21 protein-coding genes and 1 tRNA gene are annotated in these 21,362 nt (G+C 35.8%); 8 read left to right on the forward strand and 14 right to left on the reverse strand.

The features are described 5' to 3' along the window. Positions 1 to 574: 574 nt before the first annotated feature. Positions 575 to 802, reverse strand: a complete 228-nt coding sequence (locus E0Z07_RS04570; RefSeq protein ID WP_006259916.1) for a hypothetical protein — start codon at positions 800 to 802, stop codon at positions 575 to 577. A 70-nt stretch (positions 803 to 872) separates the two neighbouring features. Then, a complete protein-coding gene (locus E0Z07_RS04575; protein ID WP_131540326.1) occupies positions 873 to 1,145 on the reverse strand; it encodes a hypothetical protein in 273 nt (90 codons plus the stop codon). A gap of 272 nt (positions 1,146 to 1,417) precedes the next feature. Between E0Z07_RS04575 and E0Z07_RS04580 the strand changes: the two genes are divergently transcribed. After that, complete coding sequence (locus tag E0Z07_RS04580) at positions 1,418 to 1,975, forward strand: helix-turn-helix domain-containing protein (protein WP_233446009.1); 558 nt, start codon at positions 1,418 to 1,420, stop codon at positions 1,973 to 1,975. Here the strand turns inward: E0Z07_RS04580 and tnpC are convergent, their stop codons facing one another. From tnpC to tnpA, 3 genes are read right to left on the reverse strand one after another with little or no spacing between them, the layout of a single operon-like run. After that, positions 1,976 to 3,550: an IS66 family transposase gene (gene tnpC / locus E0Z07_RS04585; protein WP_131540327.1), complete on the reverse strand. Its 1,575-nt coding sequence runs from the start codon at positions 3,548 to 3,550 to the stop codon at positions 1,976 to 1,978. Between the two features lie 49 nt (positions 3,551 to 3,599). Further along, complete coding sequence (gene tnpB / locus E0Z07_RS04590) at positions 3,600 to 3,938, reverse strand: IS66 family insertion sequence element accessory protein TnpB (protein WP_081048718.1); 339 nt, start codon at positions 3,936 to 3,938, stop codon at positions 3,600 to 3,602. Then, a complete protein-coding gene (tnpA, locus tag E0Z07_RS04595; RefSeq protein ID WP_058699130.1) occupies positions 3,938 to 4,228 on the reverse strand; it encodes an IS66 family insertion sequence element accessory protein TnpA in 291 nt (96 codons plus the stop codon). The genes tnpB and tnpA overlap by 1 nt, the downstream gene beginning before the upstream one ends. Before the next feature lie 49 nt (positions 4,229 to 4,277). Here tnpA and E0Z07_RS04600 point away from each other — a divergent pair, with 49 nt between their 5' ends. Further along, positions 4,278 to 4,601 carry a hypothetical protein gene (locus tag E0Z07_RS04600; RefSeq protein ID WP_233446010.1) on the forward strand — a complete coding sequence of 108 codons (324 nt, stop codon included), beginning with the start codon at positions 4,278 to 4,280 and terminating at the stop codon, positions 4,599 to 4,601. Between the two features lie 129 nt (positions 4,602 to 4,730). On the opposite strand, the gene E0Z07_RS04605 is transcribed toward E0Z07_RS04600, so the two are convergent. The 3 genes from E0Z07_RS04605 to E0Z07_RS04615 form a co-directional block, all read right to left on the reverse strand. Further along, complete coding sequence (locus E0Z07_RS04605) at positions 4,731 to 6,137, reverse strand: hypothetical protein (RefSeq protein WP_233446011.1); 1,407 nt, start codon at positions 6,135 to 6,137, stop codon at positions 4,731 to 4,733. A gap of 142 nt (positions 6,138 to 6,279) precedes the next feature. Continuing rightward, positions 6,280 to 8,025, reverse strand: a complete 1,746-nt coding sequence (locus tag E0Z07_RS04610) for a M56 family metallopeptidase (protein WP_233446012.1) — start codon at positions 8,023 to 8,025, stop codon at positions 6,280 to 6,282. Positions 8,026 to 8,188: 163 nt separating this feature from the next. After that, positions 8,189 to 8,551, reverse strand: a complete 363-nt coding sequence (locus tag E0Z07_RS04615; protein ID WP_006259921.1) for a BlaI/MecI/CopY family transcriptional regulator — start codon at positions 8,549 to 8,551, stop codon at positions 8,189 to 8,191. A gap of 230 nt (positions 8,552 to 8,781) precedes the next feature. Between E0Z07_RS04615 and E0Z07_RS04620 the strand changes: the two genes are divergently transcribed. Further along, positions 8,782 to 9,417, forward strand: coding sequence for an isochorismatase family protein (locus E0Z07_RS04620; RefSeq protein ID WP_071306989.1), 636 nt, complete (start codon positions 8,782 to 8,784; stop codon positions 9,415 to 9,417). A gap of 594 nt (positions 9,418 to 10,011) precedes the next feature. On the opposite strand, the gene E0Z07_RS04625 is transcribed toward E0Z07_RS04620, so the two are convergent. Further along, positions 10,012 to 10,449 carry a thioredoxin family protein gene (locus tag E0Z07_RS04625; protein WP_233446013.1) on the reverse strand — a complete coding sequence of 146 codons (438 nt, stop codon included), beginning with the start codon at positions 10,447 to 10,449 and terminating at the stop codon, positions 10,012 to 10,014. A 40-nt stretch (positions 10,450 to 10,489) separates the two neighbouring features. Then, entirely contained in the window at positions 10,490 to 12,760 is a 2,271-nt protein-coding gene (locus tag E0Z07_RS04630; RefSeq protein WP_131540329.1) for a TonB-dependent receptor, read from the reverse strand. Positions 12,761 to 12,845: 85 nt separating this feature from the next. On the opposite strand from E0Z07_RS04630, the gene E0Z07_RS04635 reads away from it, so the two are divergent. Then, on the forward strand, positions 12,846 to 13,502 hold the full coding sequence (locus E0Z07_RS04635) for a metal-dependent transcriptional regulator (RefSeq protein ID WP_006262412.1): 657 nt from the start codon (positions 12,846 to 12,848) through the stop codon (positions 13,500 to 13,502). A gap of 40 nt (positions 13,503 to 13,542) precedes the next feature. Here the strand turns inward: E0Z07_RS04635 and E0Z07_RS04640 are convergent, their stop codons facing one another. Beyond that, positions 13,543 to 14,472: a siderophore ABC transporter substrate-binding protein gene (locus E0Z07_RS04640; RefSeq protein ID WP_131540330.1), complete on the reverse strand. Its 930-nt coding sequence runs from the start codon at positions 14,470 to 14,472 to the stop codon at positions 13,543 to 13,545. A 169-nt stretch (positions 14,473 to 14,641) separates the two neighbouring features. On the opposite strand from E0Z07_RS04640, the gene E0Z07_RS04645 reads away from it, so the two are divergent. The 3 genes from E0Z07_RS04645 to aspS all read left to right on the forward strand — a co-directional run bounded on the left by E0Z07_RS04645 (position 14,642) and on the right by aspS (position 18,751). Then, complete coding sequence (locus E0Z07_RS04645) at positions 14,642 to 15,712, forward strand: NADH:flavin oxidoreductase/NADH oxidase (RefSeq protein ID WP_131540331.1); 1,071 nt, start codon at positions 14,642 to 14,644, stop codon at positions 15,710 to 15,712. Between the two features lie 32 nt (positions 15,713 to 15,744). Continuing rightward, entirely contained in the window at positions 15,745 to 16,899 is a 1,155-nt protein-coding gene (locus E0Z07_RS04650; protein ID WP_071306992.1) for an MFS transporter, read from the forward strand. Positions 16,900 to 16,993: 94 nt separating this feature from the next. Continuing rightward, entirely contained in the window at positions 16,994 to 18,751 is a 1,758-nt protein-coding gene (aspS, locus tag E0Z07_RS04655) for an aspartate--tRNA ligase (RefSeq protein WP_041894886.1), read from the forward strand. A 61-nt stretch (positions 18,752 to 18,812) separates the two neighbouring features. Here the strand turns inward: aspS and pth are convergent, their stop codons facing one another. The 3 genes from pth to E0Z07_RS04670 all read right to left on the reverse strand — a co-directional run bounded on the left by pth (position 18,813) and on the right by E0Z07_RS04670 (position 21,087). Next, the gene (pth, locus tag E0Z07_RS04660; protein ID WP_006259930.1) at positions 18,813 to 19,379 is read right to left on the reverse strand and encodes an aminoacyl-tRNA hydrolase; all 567 of its coding nucleotides are present in this window, start codon (positions 19,377 to 19,379) and stop codon (positions 18,813 to 18,815) included. Between the two features lie 129 nt (positions 19,380 to 19,508). Continuing rightward, positions 19,509 to 20,117 (reverse strand): 50S ribosomal protein L25/general stress protein Ctc, encoded by a 609-nt coding sequence (locus tag E0Z07_RS04665; protein WP_006259931.1) that lies wholly within the window; start codon positions 20,115 to 20,117, stop codon positions 19,509 to 19,511. Between the two features lie 28 nt (positions 20,118 to 20,145). After that, a complete protein-coding gene (locus E0Z07_RS04670) occupies positions 20,146 to 21,087 on the reverse strand; it encodes a ribose-phosphate pyrophosphokinase (RefSeq protein WP_006259932.1) in 942 nt (313 codons plus the stop codon). Between the two features lie 158 nt (positions 21,088 to 21,245). Between E0Z07_RS04670 and E0Z07_RS04675 the strand changes: the two genes are divergently transcribed. Beyond that, positions 21,246 to 21,325, forward strand: a tRNA-Leu gene (locus tag E0Z07_RS04675). The last annotated feature ends 37 nt before the right edge of the window (positions 21,326 to 21,362 follow it).

The raw sequence follows: 21,362 nt of genomic DNA on the forward strand, positions 1-21,362 counted from the left end.
TGCTCGCTTTTTGACAGCAAGTACACTTTACTCTATTTTTATTGGATTATGAATACTGTGATGAGATTGCTCTCATCTGTAATTGAAAGAATATACTGATGGAAAGACATTGCACGTAGGCCCCAATTGTGCAAGTACTACTCCTATATTCCTAATTTTTACTTCTGCATTTCTACTCTACAAAGATCGCTCTTTTACTACCTCAGCTCAACTTTCTGTTAAGTAACTGAACACTTCTGTTCAGTCTTAAGAAACACTCTTTATTTCTGCATTTCTACTCTACAAAGGTCGCTCTTTTACTGCCCAAACTCAACTTTCTGTTAAGCAACTAAACAACTCTGTTCAGTCTTTCGAAACACTCTTTATTTCTGCATTTCTACTCTACAAAGATTGCTCTTTTAATACCCTAACTCAACTTTCTGTTAAGTAACTGAACACTTCTGTTCACTTCCTATAATCACTGTTGATAACCTGATTATTACCCTACAAAGATCTCACTTATCAACACCATAACCTATTTGTTGTCAAGAGACTGAACAACTCTGTTCACATCTTATAAACACTGTTGATAACTCTAATCTAGGTCTTTCATGGTTGCTTCTATTTTTGCGAGTTCTTTATACACTGGCGTATTCAGCACTTCATATAGAGTCGTACGAGAGATAGGATACACAGGACAGATATATTTCTTCCATACCACCGTCACTGGGATGTCTTCTGTCTTGTATTGGTTATATAAATCCAAGATCAGTTTATATCTTCTCAACTTATTTAATTGACTACCTGCTACTCTTTTTGTCATAACTTTTATTTTTAATGATAAAACAACTTAATAATCGAAACTTTATTTATAATCACTTATTCCTTATCCACTACCTTCTATCTCTTAGCCTAGCTACTTTTTCTTCTAATTCACTAGATATTTGATAAGGCATTAGCTCTTCTTCTCCACCTACGCTTAGGTGATACCCTCTCTCTTGGTTTATACAGATACGCTCCCCTGAGGTAAAGTATCCAGTACCATTCGTTCTGTATAAAGCGCTGTATAGATACAGTTCACGCTCTATGCTTTGTTTCTCTTTTAAAGTCAGAATAGCTGGTTCTCCTGCTTCAAATACGGTTGATGTACTCATCACTGCTTTCATAACAATTTATTTTTGGTATTGATATATCGAACAAGACATACCCAAAATATAAACATCGTTCGTATTATAAAGGAGATTTTTACTGCTTATCTAGAATATCTTACTTGTATCTGTCGAAGTATTCTACCGCTATTATTTCAGTTTATCCCTTTAAAATTAGCTACCTATGCTTTTTTTGACTAATTTTGTTCCTATTACTTTTACAAATACACAAACAAAGTTTCGATTATAAAAACAATTAGAAACAAAGTTTTTTAAATATCATTACTATTATGGATAGAATTCAACGCGTAAACGATGCCATCAAGTGGATTTTCTTTGAGGGATTAGCGAAGAACCAAACAGATCTAGCACAAAAACTAGGGTATACTAAGTCTTCTTTCTCTCAGATAGTAAATGGACGTGTAAACATCAGCGATAACTTTATAGAGAATCTAACCAAATTTGCCCTAAGCTTGAGCAAACATTGGTTACTAACAGGAGAAGGAAGTATGTTATTAACATCACATACATCTCCAGCGATACAAGAACTAACTGGAGATACTCCTACTCAGGAGCTATATAACTTCGAAGCGACTAATATCACGAAGGATACTGTACCAGAGATTATGTATAATAACCACGGAAACAAGTTTACCTTCTACCCTGATGGGCGTATCTATATAGAGGTACTGAAGATCCCTTCATCAGCTCATGCTTCTTATATTACCTGCTATCAGGATGACGCACAGCTTATACAAGAGTTTGACACAGTACAGTTCAGAGTAGATAAGTTTGGGCTTGGTCATTACAAGGTATGCACCCGAGCAAGTACATCTTGTGAGATATAATTATTCTTCTACAACGTTTGAGTTTAATGTTTTATAGTTATGAGGATATAAATCTGTAATGTTCTTGTGGTTGATAGATTGAATATTTTCTAGAACATATTTAAGCCATTGGTATGGATTAATATCGTGCTTTTTGCAGTTAGCAAAAAACGTATACGCCATAGCCGCCCTTTGAGCTGCATCGTGTGATCCTGCAAAGAGATAGTTTTTACGTCCAATAGCTACTGGTCTAATTACATTTTCAATGAGATTATTGTCTATCTGTAAGTTTCCATCATATAAGTACGCACTAAGATTATCCCATCTAGTTTGTGAGTAAGCAAAAGCTTTACCTATTTGACTTTTAGGAAGTACGAGTTTCATTTGAACAAACATATATTTACCCAGTTCATTGATGATTGGTAAGCTTTGTTCTAATCGAAGTTCTTTAATTTGCTCTGGGGTTAAGTTTTGTTCTTTTGCTTTTCTTTCTACAGCATATAGTTTTTGTATTTCTACAAGTACATGCTGTGCTTTTGTCTTATCATTGTCAAGAGCTCTTTCAAACTCACGACGAGCGTGTGCCCAACAGCCCAGATGAACTACACCAGACTTAGCTCCATAGGCTTTGTATCCGCTATAACCATCGGTTTGCAGATATCCTTTGAAGTTTTCTAATACAGGTAGTGCAGCGCTACCACTACGTGTGGGACTGTAATTGAACATTACGAGTTTGGATATAGGTGCGTGATACACCCAATAATACCCAAGATGAGATTTATCTTTCTTTTTCTCATCTAAGACTTTGATGGTGGTTTCATCAACTTGAAGATATCCTTCATTTTTGATGTCCAGCAGAAGCTTTTCATATAGTGGTTTTAAAGCATCTATACATTGAGCTGCCCAGCCATCTATAGTAGAAGAAGCTATATCGATATTTTCTCTTGAAAAGCGTTGCTTCTGTCTATATAGCGGAAGGTGATCTACGTATTTGTCAACAAGTATTGTAGATAATAATCCTTCAGAAGGTATTCCTTTATCTATAATTCGCTCTGGAAGCAGTGCAATACTGATTTGCGTATTGTCTTTGTCTTTCGTGGCGTATTTATATCGGATGTAACGTTTTATTTTAAAGTAACCTGGAACATAATCTAAGACATCTGTAGTTTCTTTACCAATGCAAATCTTATCAGATAAATCTCCCTCTGGGTAGATTTCTATTTCTTCTACAGGTAAATGATCGGGTAGTTTAGCTCTTCCTGGATGTTTTTTCTTCTGACGAGAATAAGTGATCTCTTGTTTGATTACTTCTTCTTGTTCTTCCAGGACTGCTTGCTGAACCTCTAAAGGTAACTGTGTTTGATTAGGGTCTTCGAAACGCTCGCGTTTTTGTCCAAATTGCATGCGTCGTAAAAGATCTACTAAGCGTTGGAGTTCTTGCTTTTCTTGTTCTAGCTGAGATGTCTTTTGCTCTAACTTAGATGTCTTTTGCTCTAACTTAGTATTTATTTTGTCTTGTTTGGAAATAGTCTTAGACTGCTTTTTTATAAGCGCCAAAAGTTGTTCTTTCGATAAGTTTTCTAAGTCTATTTCCATGAAGTAAAAATACGTCAAAAGCCCAGAATATACAAGGTTTTAACCTGTTTTACTTCAATAAAAAACGCCTTTTTTGGTTACTTTTGATAACCTGGATTCCCTCTATCATCAGTACTAAATCAGTCCAACTTATTTGAGCTTTACTATGCGTGGGAAAAGCAAAAGTTCCTTGTTCTAAGCGCTTGTGGTATAGTACAAAGCCTCCTGCTTCCCAATGCAAGAGCTTCATTTGATTACAGCGTCTATTGATAAATATATAGACACTTCCACTATGAGCTACTTGATTAAGTTCATTCTGGACAAGTCCACAAAGGCTATCAAAACTCTTGCGCATATCACAAGCTTGTCTATACAAATGAAATTGATTAGAACTACTCAAACTAAACATTACACTAAGTTTACTAATGAATATAGTTCACTAAGATTATCCGTTTGTAGACGTAACTTTACACCATTGGGATATACTATCTCATATTCCTGAGTATTGATGACTTGACCTTTTGTTACAGTTATAAAATTATTGTCTAATTGCGTTGACTCTGACTTTGCCTTATACTTAACCACCCAATAACTAAAGGTTGCTAATTTAATTCCGACACTTTCACAGTATCTTGATTGCGTTAATCCACTTGTTTTCCAATCCTCTACATGAGAGTACATTATTTCTTGTTTGCTCATCTCTTTATTATTTCAAGCAAACTTACTACCTTACGTTAGCTTATGAAATATGGGCTTGGTCGGGTGGATACATTACAAGGCCTTTGATGTAGTAGGAGACTCTATGAATGGAGGGAACATAGAAGATACCCCTGATGGAGCAGAAGTACTAGGACGTGAAGTAGGACGTCACCTATGGGAAGGCGGTTTTAGAAACACGACTTATGGGTTTATCGTCATCACTAAGGATGCTACCTTCTTAAAAGACATTACGAACTATGACGAGAAAAAAGGTGTCATCACCTTATCTAGCCGTAATAAAATATACGAACCATTTGAATACCCTATTAATAGCGTATACCAAATATTCCACGTGATTAAACGTATTTTCTAGATAGATACATTACATAAAATAATAAAGCCCAAGCTTAAAATTAGACTTGGGCTTTTTTTATTCTTAATTTATAATAGCTAGTTACATTGAGTATCGTACTTATCTACTAATTGTTTTAATCCTTCTAGGCTAATCTAAATTAATTGATTCACATCCTAGATAAGCTTTAATAGCTGCTATAAGTTTATCTTGATCACTTCTAGTTGTCGCAAAACCATTCTTAACATCTTTTAATTTTATAGTATAAAACTTCTCTGTAGGGCTGTAGAATAATTCGAGTTTATTATTTCCATATATATGTTTAAAGAAAGTAGCCCCACTAGCTAATTTATTTAAAAATCCCATAGTCTTATTTGCAATGTCATAATTAAATCCTTCATAGCGCTCTACTTTACCATCTTTAGCTAAAGTAACTTCAAACTTAACATTATCACTAGCCTTATAACTAGTTGACTTAAACTTACCTTTTGCATTTTCAGCATAAACGAAAACTTTATTACCATAGCTTGAAATATCAGCTATATTACCAGATCCACCAAAAATATCATTCTCCAGCATATCAGTATTATCAAAAGCGATAGAAATCTCACCCTCTACTCTCTCACCTTTTCCATCGATTAAGAATCCTTTCTCTCTTCTAATATTTACATCATTTTCTTTAGCTATTCTCTTTTCTTCTGCTAACTTATCACTTAAAACTTTAATAGTTTCATCACTTACATTTTCAAAGTCAATACCATTAGCATACATAATAGCTAATAATTCTTGAGAAAAAGGTGTTTTTACACCATTATTAGACATCTGATATACTCTGAAACGTTGATTATCATAAGTAAATAACATATATGCAGGACTCTCAGCTCTATACAAATCCCCCATATTAATTTTTTCTTTAAAGCTTGACCAATATCCAATAGTTGTTTTTGTCTTTTTATTAAAGAATGCATAGATAGTCCCATTATCTTTGGTTGTCTTAAAAACCACATTCCCTATTTCCGTATTATCACTAAAAATCTTATTGTCAGCAGCTATTCTAATTTTCTTTTCTGCCATGATAGCAATCCCCTTATCAATAACAGCTTGTACTGAGTCATTAATCATATTAACTCTACTCATCACATCTTGTTTAGGTTCATCCATTAAAGCGTCTAAAACAGTAAAGTCTATTCCTTTGTCATTAATCAACTTATATTGTCCTTTAGAAATTAATGCAAATAATACAGTCTCATTACCAAAAGCAAAAGATAAACTCTCAAAAGGTATATTATTACTCTTATTATTACGTAAGTCTGTCACATTCACTACATGAAATGAAGTAGCTACTCTAGTATTTACATTAATATCCTCCAACTTAAATACATTTTCTCCTTGAGGGTTCTTATATATATAGGTATTACTATCTACCTTCTCAATACTCGCTAAAGGATCAGTAGTTTTATCTACATAAACAACACTTTTCTTAATCACTAATTTCTGAGCAAAGGCTCCTGCCATTGTCGCAAGTGATAGACACATTACAAGTAAATTTCTTTTCATATTAAAATATTTTAATGCAAATATAATAAAGAAAAATAAGTTTAATTAACATAACATTAATACTATTTATATTAAAAAAATTAACCTCATCATATTGATGAGGTTAATTACTCGCTAACATAATCTTATATAAGAATCTCACTTAAGGTTTTACACGTATTAGGATAACACCTTCTCTTCCTTCTTCACCATATTTTTCGACTGCTGCATCACCTTTAAATACATCCATTGACACCATTTTATCTGTGCGTATATTTTTTAGATCTTCAGCAGACTTTTTCACACCATTAACATATACTAGTCCTTTATAGTCGCTATTCTGTACTTGAGTCATATCCTTGATGACTTTTTCTTTATATTTTTTAGTTATCGCTTCTACTCTAGCTTCATTCGCACGATCCTCATCTGTCATTAATGTAAAGCCATACACAGAACCATTACCCGTATAGCCCAGTTCGTCAGCTGCAGCTGCTCTACTATAAACACGTATACCTTTAGTACCATACTTCTCTATTAATGCTTCTGCTTCATGTTTATTACTCTCATCATACAGCTTTCCGTTTACATAATACACAAACTCCCCTTTACTGCGCTTACCTGATTTAATGATAACTACATTCTTACCATCTATTACCGCGTCTTCAGACAACTTCTTTCTGCGTTCTTCCAAACGAAAATCTAGATCACCTTTTGCTGCTTCCCTTTCCTTTCTCTCTTCTAGCATTCTAGAGCGAGCAGCTTCCACTTTAGCTAGGCTTTCTTCTCGTGTTTTTAAAGCTACTTTTCGTGCTTCTTTTGCTTTAGCTAACTCTTCTTCTCGTACTTCTAAAACTACTTTTCGTGCTTTAGCTAACTCTTCTTTTCGTATTTCTTCCGCCTTAGCTAGAATTACTTTTCTCTCTTCTAGTATCACTTTGCTTACGCGCTCAGCCTCTTCTCTTATACGCTCACTTTCATCCACTAGTCTAGACGCTTCCTCTCCTATTCTTATAGCTTCTTCCGCTATTGCTGCCATATCATCATGACTAGGAGCCTTCTTTTTACCAGATTGATCTAGTTGATCCTCTTCTGCGTCAGTAGTCATACTTGTATACTCATCTAATAAAATGTCTTCTACATGATCTTCTTCAAAAGCTGGACTCTCTATATATTTTGCTTTTACCTCTATCTGAAAAAGGAAAAAGAACCCTGCTAATACAGGAGTGATTAATAATAATTTTAAACGTTTCATATTAGTTGATTTTGGGTTGTTAAGCATTAATATACGCTTCTTCAGATCTGAAGAGCCAAAAGTATTCACCACAGGTACACACGCTATCTTATTAGACTCGTATAGTACGAGAGCGCGTTGATACGTATAGCTATCCTCTCGTTTCGCAATCTCTTGATCTACGATATACTCCAGATTTAGGTTTACCTCTTTCTGTAGTAGTCGTATCATCGGATTAAACCAGAATGCGTGTTTTAACCCCTCTAAGAGGATAAGATCTAAACTGTGCTTCTGATGGACGTGTACTTCCTCATGGAGTAGTACTACCTCTAGCTGGCTCAGCTCTTCATAATCCTTTGGCAATACGATATAGTGTAGAAAAGAATAAGCATCACTACTCGATCTATCTACTCGTATATTCTGATGAATAGCTGTCTTAGGCATATTACTAATACGTCTAGTTAACTTAATCAGTTTATACCCAAACCACAAAAGGCTCAACAGCGTGATCGTTAAATAAAGATAAGATGTGTACTGATACACCTCATTCATCGTCCATAGACTCTTCTCCTGTACTAGTTTCACATCCTCCATCACATCCACAATCGGGAGAGGCATTGGCGCTAAGTTGATAGTTTCTACCTTCGTATAAGTAAGCAAAGGCAATATTAAACTCAAAAAAATCCCGCTTATAAAGTACAGTCGGTTCGTCTTGACATAGGTCTCTTTCTGTAAAAACAGTTTATAGCATAAATACACTACCAGCAGTAGCCCATTTACCTTTAATATATAAATAAGAATAGGTGTCATAATTCAGTTGATTGGTTGGTTGATAATCAAACTATTTTTTATTCTTTTCTATAATATCCATTAGCTCTTCTAGCTCTGTCTTAGATAATTTCTTATCCTTCACGAAGAAACTCACTAGATTGCTAAACGAATTATCAAAGTACTTCTCCATAGTCTCTTCCATAAACATCTTTCGATAATCCTCTTTCTTTACCAGAGGATAGTACTGATGTGACTTGCCATAAGCTTTATAAGACACGACCCCTTTTTCTTCTAATATACGAACTAGCGTAGAGAGTGTATTATAATGTGGCTTAGGCTCTGGCATGTGCTCTAGAATATCATTCACAAATCCCTTTTCTAACTTCCAAAGGATGCACATAATCTCTTCTTCTTTATTGGTCAATTTTTCCATAATCCTAATTTGATATACACAAACATATAACTATTTTATTAGTTATCAAACTAAATGTTTAGTTTTTGATTAAAATAATAAAGGTATATAAGCTAATCTGAATACCTAAACAGTCTTTATCCCTTATCAACAAAGCGATGCACTCAATCTTTTCTTAATTTAGATTAAGTGTACTTGACTAAGTATCAATGTATTTTTGATACAGAAAATTAATTAAAATATAAATTACCATGAACAAGTTAACACGTATCAACGCAGACGACGTAGCATTTTTATTAATCGATCACCAGAGTGGACTATTCCAAACGGTAAAAGATATCGAAGTAGCTACACTTAGAGAAAATGTAAAAGTATTAGCAGAAATCGCTGCCGTGGAGAACATCCCAGTAATAACAACAGCATCTGAGCCAAAAGGACCTAATGGACCACTAATGCCAGAGATTCACCAACTAGCTCCTCATGCACAATACATAGGTAGAAATGGAGAAGTAAACGCATGGGATACGAAGGAGTTTGCAGATGCAGTAAGAGCTACAGGAAAGAAAAAACTAGTGATCGCAGGAGTATTGACAAGTGTATGTGTGGCTTTCCCAGCTATCTCAGCTGCTGCAGAAGGGTTTGAAGTATTCGCTGTTATCGATGCTTCTGGTGATATGAGTCCAATGTCTACACAAGTAACGATGAATAGACTGATGATGGCTGGAGTAATTCCTATCACAACGACTGCTGTATTAAGTGAAATCCTAAAAACATGGAGACATAAAGATGCGGCTGTATATGCTAAGGGAATGTCTTCTGTAATGCCTAACTACCAAGCATTAATAGAAAGCTATGTGAAAGCACAAGAAGTAGCTTTAGAAAAATAATAATAAACCGAGTTCTATATAAAGGAGTGATGCTTATCACTCCTTTTTTTGTTTTCTAAAGCCCTTGTCGGTATGATCAATGCCTTATCTACTCAATATTATATACACTAGTAAACTCCTATCTCATACGATATTCATTAACCTCAATAAAAAAACAACATTTCCAATCCTATTAAACCCGACAAAACGATCAAAAAATAGTCTTTTTTATGTTTTTAAATAGGGTGGTCGGCTTTTGGTCGGCTTGTGATGGGCATTTGGTCGGCTTAAAAACACCATAAATAAGCCGACCACTAGCCTAGCACATCGAAATCAAATCGAAATCAACTATACCATAATCGCTTTATGTAAGCAAGAAAGCAAAAAGAGAATTAGGAGTAATACCTATCATACAGTGTACAGCATATCTAACATTACTAAACAAAAAAAGGCCTTACACAGTGGTATACTGTGTAAGGCCTGCAACATAATTCTAACTAACTATGTATCTAATACAAATGTATACGCACAGATGTACTAGTACTGCAACTATTAAATCGCCAATACATATACGCTTAACGTTCTGTACTGCATCTAGTCTTATTATTCTAAATGCTAAGAAGGTTTTATAGCATTCAGTAGTTTATACATATCATTAGATCGTACATACGCAAAATGTCTATACATGATCTCTAGTTTCTCATTGAGAAATATAACAGCTGGATAAGCATTAGACTGAGCTAATTCTTTTGCTAACTCGTGCTGCTTCGCATGGACACCAGTCTTTCTCAGCTCATAGCGCTTTCCTTTATACTCTATAGCTTCTTCTTGTTCTGCGTTAAAAGAGATGAAATAAAAGTCTTCATCTAACTTCTGCATCACTTTATCATTGTTCAACGTCTTCTTTTCCATCAGAGCACAATAGCTACACCAGTCTGTATGCATAAATACGACAACGGGTTTAGGGTCAGTAGCCATCACTTGCTCTAACTCCGAAAACATTATCTCTTTGGGTTGAGCATGGAGTGCTAACCCAAAGAAATAACTAAACATGAAAAAAAAATAAAATCTCGTCATTCTGCTTATGTGCTAACTAAAAAATGTTATATCTCACTCCTAAGAATCCTCTTATCCCTTGCAATGGAGTATAACTATAATCGTTTGGTTCGAAGATTACATCATTTCTACCTGGAGGTGGTGCTACACCATTACCTGGCTCTCCGAATGGATCCCACCATCTAGAGATAGGATCTTCTTTTGGTAGCGTGTTGAATAAGTTCTTCACTCCGCCATATACTTCGAATCCGTTGTTAAACTTCTTAGTCACTTGGATATTCGCTAATACTGTCCATGGTGAGTACTCTGGTCGATAGTCATTCTCTACACGTGGCAATCTCATCGGTCCCTTCCAGTCTGATGTCAAATCTGCTGTAAATCCACTACCGAAGTTATAACTTGCGATAAAGTTACCTGACCATTTAGGAGAATGATAGATTTGCTCACGTACTCCATCTTCTTTTCTGAATACATCCATATAAGTAGCTCCTGCCATCAACTTCAGTGGGAAGTCAAATGTCACATCTACGTTAAGAGAGACCCCTTTAGAGATAGCATGCCCATCTAGGTTAGCATAGATAATCTTAGTCTGGTCTGTATCTGTATCTGCATCAATCTTATTCGTGAAATAAGTATAGAACCCGTTCAAATCGAAATTAAACACTCCGAAATTAGAAGGTACTTTCACTGTATAGTTGATATTAGCATTGTATGATTTCTCTGGGTCTAGTTTCTCAGCGAATACTACTTCTCTAGCTCCTGATAACGCTCTGTGATCTTCTGTGAAGACATTCACTACACGGAATCCTGTACCAAAACTCCCTCTTAAGGTATGGTGCGGATGAGGTGTGTACTTATATCCTACTCGTGGAGAGTGAATCCCTTTATGTGTCTTATCATAGTCAAAACGGTATCCTAATAATAATTTATTCTTTTTATTAAGCGTCCATTCATCTTGGATGAAGATACCTGGTATCGGAGTTTCTTCTGGTTGATTCTTTACTAATCCATTCTCATCATAGATACCCGTAGCACGAGTATTGTCATCATAATAAGTGTACTTAAATGACGAACCTAGTAAAAGACTGTGATTTCCTAAGGTCTTATCCCAATAAGCTTGAGCGAAAGCTACTTGTTGTTTCGCATCATAAGACTCTGGTCCATACATAGAGTTCTGCTTGTGATAGATATAAGAGAACTGTGTATAGATATTCTCTGTAGTCGGTAGCTGGTACATCCCTATCGCTTCGAAGCGGTTAGTGAAGATACTCTCTGCATATACGTCTTCTCCTCCGCGGTGTTGCTTGCGCTTCCAGTTAGTCTCTCCTCCCCATCTGTCTTCATATACATAGCGCAGTGCAAGACTAGCTACTTTATCATCCTTTCTCTTTAGAGATACTTTATTGAATAGAGATACTCTGTCTTGCTGAGTTACGTCTGTAAAACCATCCCCGTTTTTATCTTTTCGTTCTCCGAACTTAAAGTAGTTCCCTCCAAAAAGTCCTGTTACTTTATTCCCTAGTTTATAACTAGCTCCTAAATCTATATTGTTTTCTAACCAAGTCGTGCTAAAAGCATCTACGCTTAACTTCGCTGCGTGCTCTGGATCTTTAGTAATCACGTTGATAATACCACCCATCGCTTCTGTTCCGTATAGTGAAGAGGCTGGTCCCTTAACTACTTCTACTCTCTCGATCATATTCGTCGGGATACCGAATAGCCCGTATACAGTCGATAGAGAAGATACGATAGGCATACCATCGATCAGGATCATAGTATACGGCCCTTCCATACCATTGATATGGATGTCTCCTGTATTACATACATTACAGTTTAGCTGAGGTTGTACTCCGTTAATCATCTGTACAGCGTCAAATAAACTAGCAGTAGGATTCTTCTCAAAGAATGCTGGCGTATATATCTCTACAGGTACTACTGCTTCTGACTTTAGCACAGGCTTCAGTGTACCCGAGATAACGATCTCATCTAGATTAGCATCTTCTTTTAGGTCGAAAGATACTGTACTGGTCTGAGTTCCTTTTACAGTTACCTTTTTAGTCTGAGCTGCAAAACCTACGAAGTCTGCCTTCACAGTATAGGTTCCTTCTTTTACTGACTCGAAAGTAAAACCACCTTGCTCATCAGTGACTACTCCCTTATCTGTCCCTACTAAGGTAACTGTAGCATAAGAAAGCACAGTACCATTAGAAAGAACTTTTCCTTTGATATTTTGAGCATAGGAATTCAATGCAAAAAAGAGACAAAGAAAAATATTTATTGTTACAAGTTTAAAAATACTTTTACACATGGCTTTTAATTAAATTTAGGCAAAGCTAAAAATTAATTTGTAATTAAAAAAACACTAACTTTGTATTTAAACAAAAAAACAATCCATGCTTACCTATTCAGAAGAGAATTATTTAAAAACTATATTCCATTTATCACTAGGGCAAACTCAAGGAATTTCGACTAATGCTATTGCTGCAAAAATCGAAACTAAAGCCTCATCTGTGACAGATATGATAAAGAAGCTAAATGATAAGGAGCTGATTAAATATCAAAAGTATCAAGGAGTTACACTTACTCCTAAGGGAGTTATGGCTGCTAAGATGATCGTGAGAAAGCACAGACTATGGGAGGTATTCTTAGTGGATAAACTTGGATTTAATTGGGATGAAGTTCACGATGTCGCAGAAGAACTAGAACATATAAAGTCAGAAAAGTTAATTAATAAACTAGATGCATTTCTAGGATTCCCAACAGAAGATCCTCATGGAGACCCTATTCCTAACGAAAAAGGAGAAATAAAACAGATAGATAAGAAGTTATTATCTGAGGTAGAGGCTAATAAAGAAGTGGTATGTGTAGGGGTGAAAGATTCTTCTACGGAGTTCTTACAATACTTAGATAAACAGAAAATATCGTTAGGATCAAAACTAGAGATATTAGATATAGAGCCTTTTGATCAGTCGTACACCATCAGAGTAGATGACCATACGATCACTATCACCAAAAAAATAGCAAGTAATCTGTTCGTTAAAAAACAATAGACATAAAAAAAGCTTCTCTTTCGAGAAGCTTTTTACTTTATTATTTGTACGCTTTCATTACTTCATCTAACATAATGTTTAGAGAGATATACCCTCCTCCTGCTAGATACCATGCATTAGGATCTAGATAAACAATCTTTCCATTCTTATATGCATTAGTCTTTTGAATCAATGGATTCTCCACTTCTTTCTTATCCGCATTTACATTTTCCATTACAGCACCTCTATCGATGATAAAGATAATATCAGGGTTGTGCTCTAGTACGAACTCACTAGATACTACATTACCATGATCGCTTCCACCCATTAGACCAGCAGCTGCAGACTTCACACCTAAGTCATTAAAGATATATCCATAGCGAGAATCCTCTCCGAAGGCACTATAACTCTTATTGTTATACAGGATTAATAAAGCTTTAGCATCGCTCTTATTAATCACTTCTTTCATCTCAGCTACTTTTGTATCAATATTTTCAATCAATTTATCTGCCTTATCTTCTACTTGAAAAACAGAACCAATTGTTTTAAGATTGTCTTTTGTACTTGCTAAATAATTACTTCCTGAGATACCTAAAGAGATTGTAGGTGCAATCTTAGAAAACTCTGGGTAATCTTTATCAAACCAATTACTCATAATGATTAGATCTGGATCTACTGAACTTACTAACTCATAGTTAGGCTGCATAAAAGATCCTACGTTCACAATACTCTCATCATCTGCATATTTAGAAAGGAAGTTAGGGCTGTATACCTTAGCCATTCCCTTAAATGGAATGCCTAATTCTGCCATATTCTCCATCGCTCCCACGTCGAAGACTACAACATTCTCTAGTTTTTTATTAAAACTAACTGATCTACCCATGTTCTCTATCGTAATCGTCTCTTCAGAAGAAGCTTTAGTGTTTTCTTTCTTACAACCTACAAAAAGCAGGGCTGCTAGTACTGTGCTAATAATAACCTTAGAAGTCATTCTCATTATGTCTTTATTTAAATTAATTATAAATAACAAATATAGGGTTACTTGAGAAGAACTCCTCAAATTATTGTAACTTTTATTGCTGAAAATATCTTTTAGGACAAAAGACCTTCTATTCTATTTTGGATTTAATAATTTTGCACCACCAAACAACACACAAATTATGAAAACTCTATTTTCTCCTTTAAAACTAAGGGACAACACTTTACACAACAAAATCATTGTTTCACCTATGTGTCAGTATTCTGCAAAAGATGGTTTTGCGAGTGATTGGCACCTTGTACACTATGGTCAATTTGCGATAGGAAAAGCTGCTGCCATTGTACAAGAAGCGACTGCTGTGACTCCTGAAGGTAGAATAACCTATGCTGATTTAGGAATATGGTCTGATGAACATATAGTGAAACTAAAGCAGATAACGGAATTTATAAAAAGTCAAGGTACTGTACCTGGTATACAGTTAGCCCATGCAGGAAGAAAGGCTAGCTGTGACAAGCCATGGATAAATAGAGCGCAGATAGCTCCCAATAATGAGAACGGGTGGCAAACTATAGCTCCATCAGCTATTGCCTTCAACGAAGGAGAAAACCTTCCGATAGCAATGGATACTGCAGAGATAAAGAGAATAATAGATGCTTTTAGACAAGGGGCTGAACGCGCTGTAAAAGCAGGCTATGAAATCATAGAGCTACACGGTGCTCATGGTTACTTACTACATCAGTTCTTATCTCCCTTAACCAATCTACGTACAGATGAGTATGGAGGAACTTTTGAGAATAGGATTAGATTCGTCTTAGAAGTGATAGAGGCTGTTAAATCTGTCTTGACTACACAAAGTCTGTGGTTAAGAATATCAGCCACTGACTGGGCTGATGGAGGTTGGACTCTAGAAGAAAGTATAGAACTCGCTAAAATAGTATATGATAAAGGGGTAGAACTTATAGATGTGAGTACAGGAGGGCTAGTAAGACATCAACAAATAAAAGTTGAGGTTAATTATCAGGTTCCTTTTGCTGAAGCAATCAAACAACAGTCCAATATATTAGTAGGAACAGTAGGTCTAATCAAAACAGGACAACAGGCAGAAGATATCCTGAAGGCCAATCAAGCTGACTGTATCTTACTCGGTAGAGAATTTCTAAGAGATCCTCACTTCGTCATGAGAGCGGCTAATGAACTAGGTGTAAGTCTAGCATGGGCAAATCAATACGAAAGAGGAAAAGAAACATTATAATAGTACATAAAATCAAACTCAGTAAAACAACAATGAACAAAAGTTTAATAGCATTAGCTGTAGGTGGGCTAGCCATCGGAATGACAGAATTCTCAATGATGGGACTACTACCTGACATCGCTAAAGACTTACAAATAAGCATACCTAAAGCGGGTAACTTCATCTCTACTTATGCATTAGGGGTAGTAGTAGGGGCTCCATTATTGGTCATGTCTTCTAATAAATATGCTCCTCATAAAGTATTGATAGCATTAATGGTGATGTTCTCATTCTTTCACTTACTATTCGTATTGTCTCCAAGTTATACAACATTAATTATTTCTCGTTTTATGTCAGGACTTCCTCATGGAGCATTCTTTGGGGTAGGGTCTGTGGTAGCAACACGATTAGCTCAAAAAGGAAAAGAGGCTCAAGCAGTAGCCATCATGTTCGCAGGGCTTACTACCGCTAATCTAGTAGGAGTGCCATTGAGTACCTACATCGGACAAGAGTATTCATGGAGAACAGCCTATATGTTAATCGCTTCTTTAGGAATCGTATCTGCTATCACTATCGCATTTTGGATACCTAAGTTAGAAGCAGACAAAGAGACAAATCTAAAGAAACAAACCGCTTTCTTTAAAACACCTATTGCATGGGTATTGGTAGCCTTAATCTCTATAGGTACAGGAGGACTATTTGCTTGGATCAGTTATATCGCACCGATGATGACTAATATCGCTTTAATATCAGAAGCAAAAATACCTTTAGTCATGACCCTAGTAGGGTTAGGTATGTTCTTAGGAAACTTCGTAGGAGGAAAATTAGCCGATACCTTCCCGCCTGCTAAAGCCGTTATTTTCTCTTTCTGTGCAATGGCAACTTGTTTAATTATCGTATATTACACAGTACATATTCAATGGATGGCTTATGCGATGTCTCTTATCACTGGATTAGTTGCTTTCACAATCGGTTCTCCTTTACAGATGTTATTAATCAACAATGCGAAAGGTTCTGAAATGTTAGCTGCTTCAGCTGGACAAGCATCCTTCAATATTGGTAATGCATTAGGAGCCTCATTAGGAGGACTACCTATCACCATGGGGTTAGGATACAACTCTCCTGAATGGGTAGGGGCAGGATTAGCACTATGTGGGGCGATATTGGCTTATGTATTTATCAAAATAAAAAAAAGGGAAATAGCTTAAAAATAGATATTTATAAAATCTAAGACATATTGTTTTGGCTTTTATTCTATCATTCATAATAAGTTTATAAATTTGTAGGAAATAATTTTTAGCAATGTACAGAACGCATAATTGCGGAGCCTTAAGAGCTTCGGATATAAATACAGAAGTTACCCTATCAGGATGGGTAAGCAAGCATCGCGATAAAGGTTTTATGATTTGGGTTGATTTACGTGACCGTTACGGGATTACACAATTAATCTTTGATGCAGAGAGAACTGATAAAGCAGTATTCGAAGCAGCTAAAAACCTAGGACGAGAGTTTGTAATTCAAGTAAAAGGACAAGTAATCGAACGCGCTTCTAAAAACCCAAATATCCCTACTGGAGATATTGAGATTTTAGTAGATACGCTAACAGTATTAAACGAATCTGCTGTTCCTCCATTTACTATCGAAGATGATACTGATGGTGGAGAAGATATCCGTATGAAATACCGTTACTTAGATATCCGTAGAAATCCAGTGAAGAACAATTTATTGTTTAGACACAAGGTAGCTCAAGAGGTAAGAAATTATCTTTCTGCTCAAGATTTCTGTGAGGTAGAAACTCCTTACTTAATTAGCTCTACTCCTGAAGGAGCACGTGACTTCGTAGTGCCTTCTCGTATGAATGCTGGAGAATTCTACGCTTTACCACAATCACCACAAACATTCAAACAGCTGTTAATGGTAGGTGGTATGGATAGATACTTCCAAATAGTAAAGTGTTTCCGTGACGAGGATTTACGTGCTGATAGACAGCCTGAGTTTACTCAGATAGACTGTGAAATGGCATTCGTAAACCAAGAAGATGTTATGGATACATTCGAAGGAATGACTAGACATTTATTAAAATCAGTTCATGGAATTGAAGTTGATAAGTTCCCTCGTATGACTTTCGAAGAAGCAATGCGCAAATATGGTAATGACAAACCAGATATCCGTTTTGGGATGGAGTTCGGTGAGTTAAATGCTGTAGCTCAACATAAAGAATTCGGTGTATTTAATAGTGCAGAGTTAGTAGTAGGTATCGCTGTACCTGGTGCTGCTTCATACACTCGTAAAGAGATAGATGCTCTTATTGATTGGGTAAAACGCCCACAAGTAGGTGCTTCTGGTATGGTGTACTGTAAATGTGAAGCTGATGGATCATTTAAGTCTTCTGTAGATAAATTCTATGATCAAGAAGATCTTAAACAATGGGCTGAGGTGACTGGAGCTAAGGCTGGTGATTTAATCTTAGTGCTTTCTGGTCCTGCGAATAAAACAAGAGCTCAATTAAGTGCTCTACGTATGGAATTAGGTAATCGTATGGGATTAAGAAAGTCTGATGAGTTCGCACCATTATGGGTTATCGACTTCCCTCTATTCGAATATGACGAAGAAGCTGGACGTTACTTCGCTATGCACCACCCATTTACTTCACCTAAAGTAGAAGATATTCCATTATTAGATACTGACCCAGGTAAAGTACGTGCTAATGCTTATGATATGGTATTAAACGGTAACGAAATCGGAGGAGGTTCTATTCGTATTCACGATAAGGCTACTCAAGAGTTAATGTTTAAACACCTTGGATTTAGCAAAGAAGAAGCTGAAAAACAATTTGGTTTCTTAATGAATGCGTTCCAATATGGAGCTCCACCTCATGGAGGTTTAGCTTTTGGTTTAGATAGATTAGTAGCTATCTTAGGAGGTCAAGAGACGATTAGAGACTTCATCGCATTCCCTAAAAACAACTCTGGTAGAGATGTAATGATTGACGCTCCGTCAACTATCACTCCAGAACAATTAGAAGAATTACATATCAACGTGGTAAAACCACAGGTATAATGATAAAAAAAGGAGTTACTCAATGAGTAACTCCTTTTTTACTTTATAAGCTCTACTTAATCTACTTTCCGTTATAAGTATTCATAGCATTATTCAATCCTCCCAAAGCAAACTCTTGTACGGCTTTAGAAGCCATTTTAAGACGCTCTGGCAACTGTTCTTTCTCTTTCTCATCCCATACCCCTAAAACATAATCAACTTGCTGTCCTTTCTTAAATTCATCGCTGATACCAAATCTAAAACGAGGATATGCAGCAGAGTTTAAAGTACCTTGAATACTTTTTAATCCATTGTGTCCGCCATCAGATCCTTTTGGTTTGATTCTTATTGTTCCAAAAGCAAGATTTAAATCATCTGTAATCACTAAAATATTCTCTACTGGTATCTTTTCTTTCTCCATCCAATACTGAACTGCCTTACCACTTAAATTCATATATGTATTAGGCTTTAATAATAAAAGTGTTCTTCCTTTTATCTTTACTTCAGCTAAGCTTCCTAATTTCACAGTTTGCCAATCACCTCCAAGCTCATTAGCTATTTCGTCTACAACTTTAAAACCGATATTATGACGTGTGTTGATATACTCAGCACCAATATTCCCAAGTCCTATAATTAAAAATTTCTTCATCCTTCTATTAATGACATAATTAATTGCGTTACAAAAGTACATTAAAGCAAAGAAGTAACCTTATTTTAAGGCACAAAAAAAGCACCTGTGTAAACACAGGTGCTTCTAATAAATATCTTCTCAAAAGAATTATTTTTTCTTTGGAGTAGCTTTTGCTGCTTTTGCTGCTTCTTGAGCTGCTTTCATAGCTGCACGAGAAATTCTTACTTGACAGATTACAGTGTTATCAGTGTGTAACAATTTGTAATTGTTAACAGGTACATCAGTAACATATAATTTGTTCCCCATTTCTAAGTTAGAAATGTTTACTTCTACGAAGTCAGGTAAGTTAGCTGGTAAAGCCTTAACTTTTAATTTACGTAAGTTTAGGTTTAATACCCCTCCAGCCATTACTCCTTTAGAGTTTCCAGTGATTTTAACTGGTACGTCTAATGTAATTTCTTTATCGTCATGTAATTGATAGAAATCGATGTGTAAGATTTTATCGCTTACTGGGTGGAATTGGATATCTTGTAAGATAGCGTTGAATTTTTTTCCACCTTCCAACTCAATTACCACTGTGTGTACGTTTGGAGTGTAAACTAAATTTTTGAATGCTTTTTCTTCAGCAGAAAAATGCACAGCTGCTTCAGTTCCTCCGTATAACACGCAAGGTACCATTCCAGCATTACGTAAGGCTTTAGTTGATACTTTACCTACGCTTTCTCTTTCAGATCCTTTAATCGTAATTGATTTCATTTAAATATATTTAAAAAATTAATAAATTCTAAACTACAAAAGTCTTACTAATAGACTCGTTAGCATGTACATTGTGCATTACTTCTGCAAATAATGGAGCACAACTTAATACTCTTATTTTATCACAAGGCTTCTTCAGTGGAATTGAATCTGTAACGATTAATTCTTGAATAGCTGATTGTTCTATTTTCTCATAAGCACTTCCTGATAAAATAGCATGTGTGCATATAGCTCTAACACTTAATGCTCCACGCTCCATCATCATATCAGCTGCTTTAGCTAAAGTACCTCCTGTATCAATCATATCGTCAACTAAGATTACGTTACGTCCTGTAACATCTCCTATTAACTCCATTTTATCTATAACATTAGCTTGCTTACGTTGTTTATAACAAATTACTACATCTGATTCTAAGAACTTAGAATAAGCATATGCTCTCTTAGATCCTCCCATATCAGGAGACGCAATTGTTAAATTATCAAGTTTCAAACTTTTTACATACGGTAAAAAGATTGTAGATGCATATAAATGATCCACTGGTTTTTCAAAGAATCCTTGGATTTGATCAGCATGTAAATCCATTGTCATGATACGTGTTGCCCCTGCTGATTCAAGCAATTTAGCAACTAATTTCGCTCCAATCGGAACCCTTGGTTTGTCCTTTCTATCCTGTCTAGCCCATCCAAAATAAGGAATTACAGCTGTAATATGTCTTGCTGATGCACGTTTAGCAGCATCACACATTAGTAACAATTCCATCAGGTTATCTGATGACGGGAATGTAGAACATACTAAGAAAACTCTTCGTCCTCTAATTGATTCTTCAAAAGAAGGTTGAAACTCCCCATCACTGTAATGTGATAGAGTTACTTTTCCTAATTCTACTCCGTATGCTTTTGCAATTTTCTCAGCAAGCTCAACGCTCTGAGCACATGCAAAAATCTTAGCGTCTGGTTCGAAATATGACATTATATAATTAGTTGTTATGTTGCGAGTTAGAGCTTAACTGTTTTTATTAAGCGGTGCAAATTTATAAAATATAAATTGAGAAAACGATTTTTTTTATATTTTTTCTTTGTACCTAATTTTTTTTATCTACATTTGCACTCACAAACAATAAGTCATCAGCCCGGATGGCGGAATTGGTAGACGCGCACGACTCAAACTCGTGTTCTTCGGAGTGTGGGTTCGATTCCCACTCCGGGCACAAAAACCCTAACTATTAAACAGTTAGGGTTTTTTAT

The organism is Myroides odoratimimus (assembly GCF_004337635.1).
Taxonomy (GTDB): domain Bacteria; phylum Bacteroidota; class Bacteroidia; order Flavobacteriales; family Flavobacteriaceae; genus Flavobacterium; species Flavobacterium odoratimimum.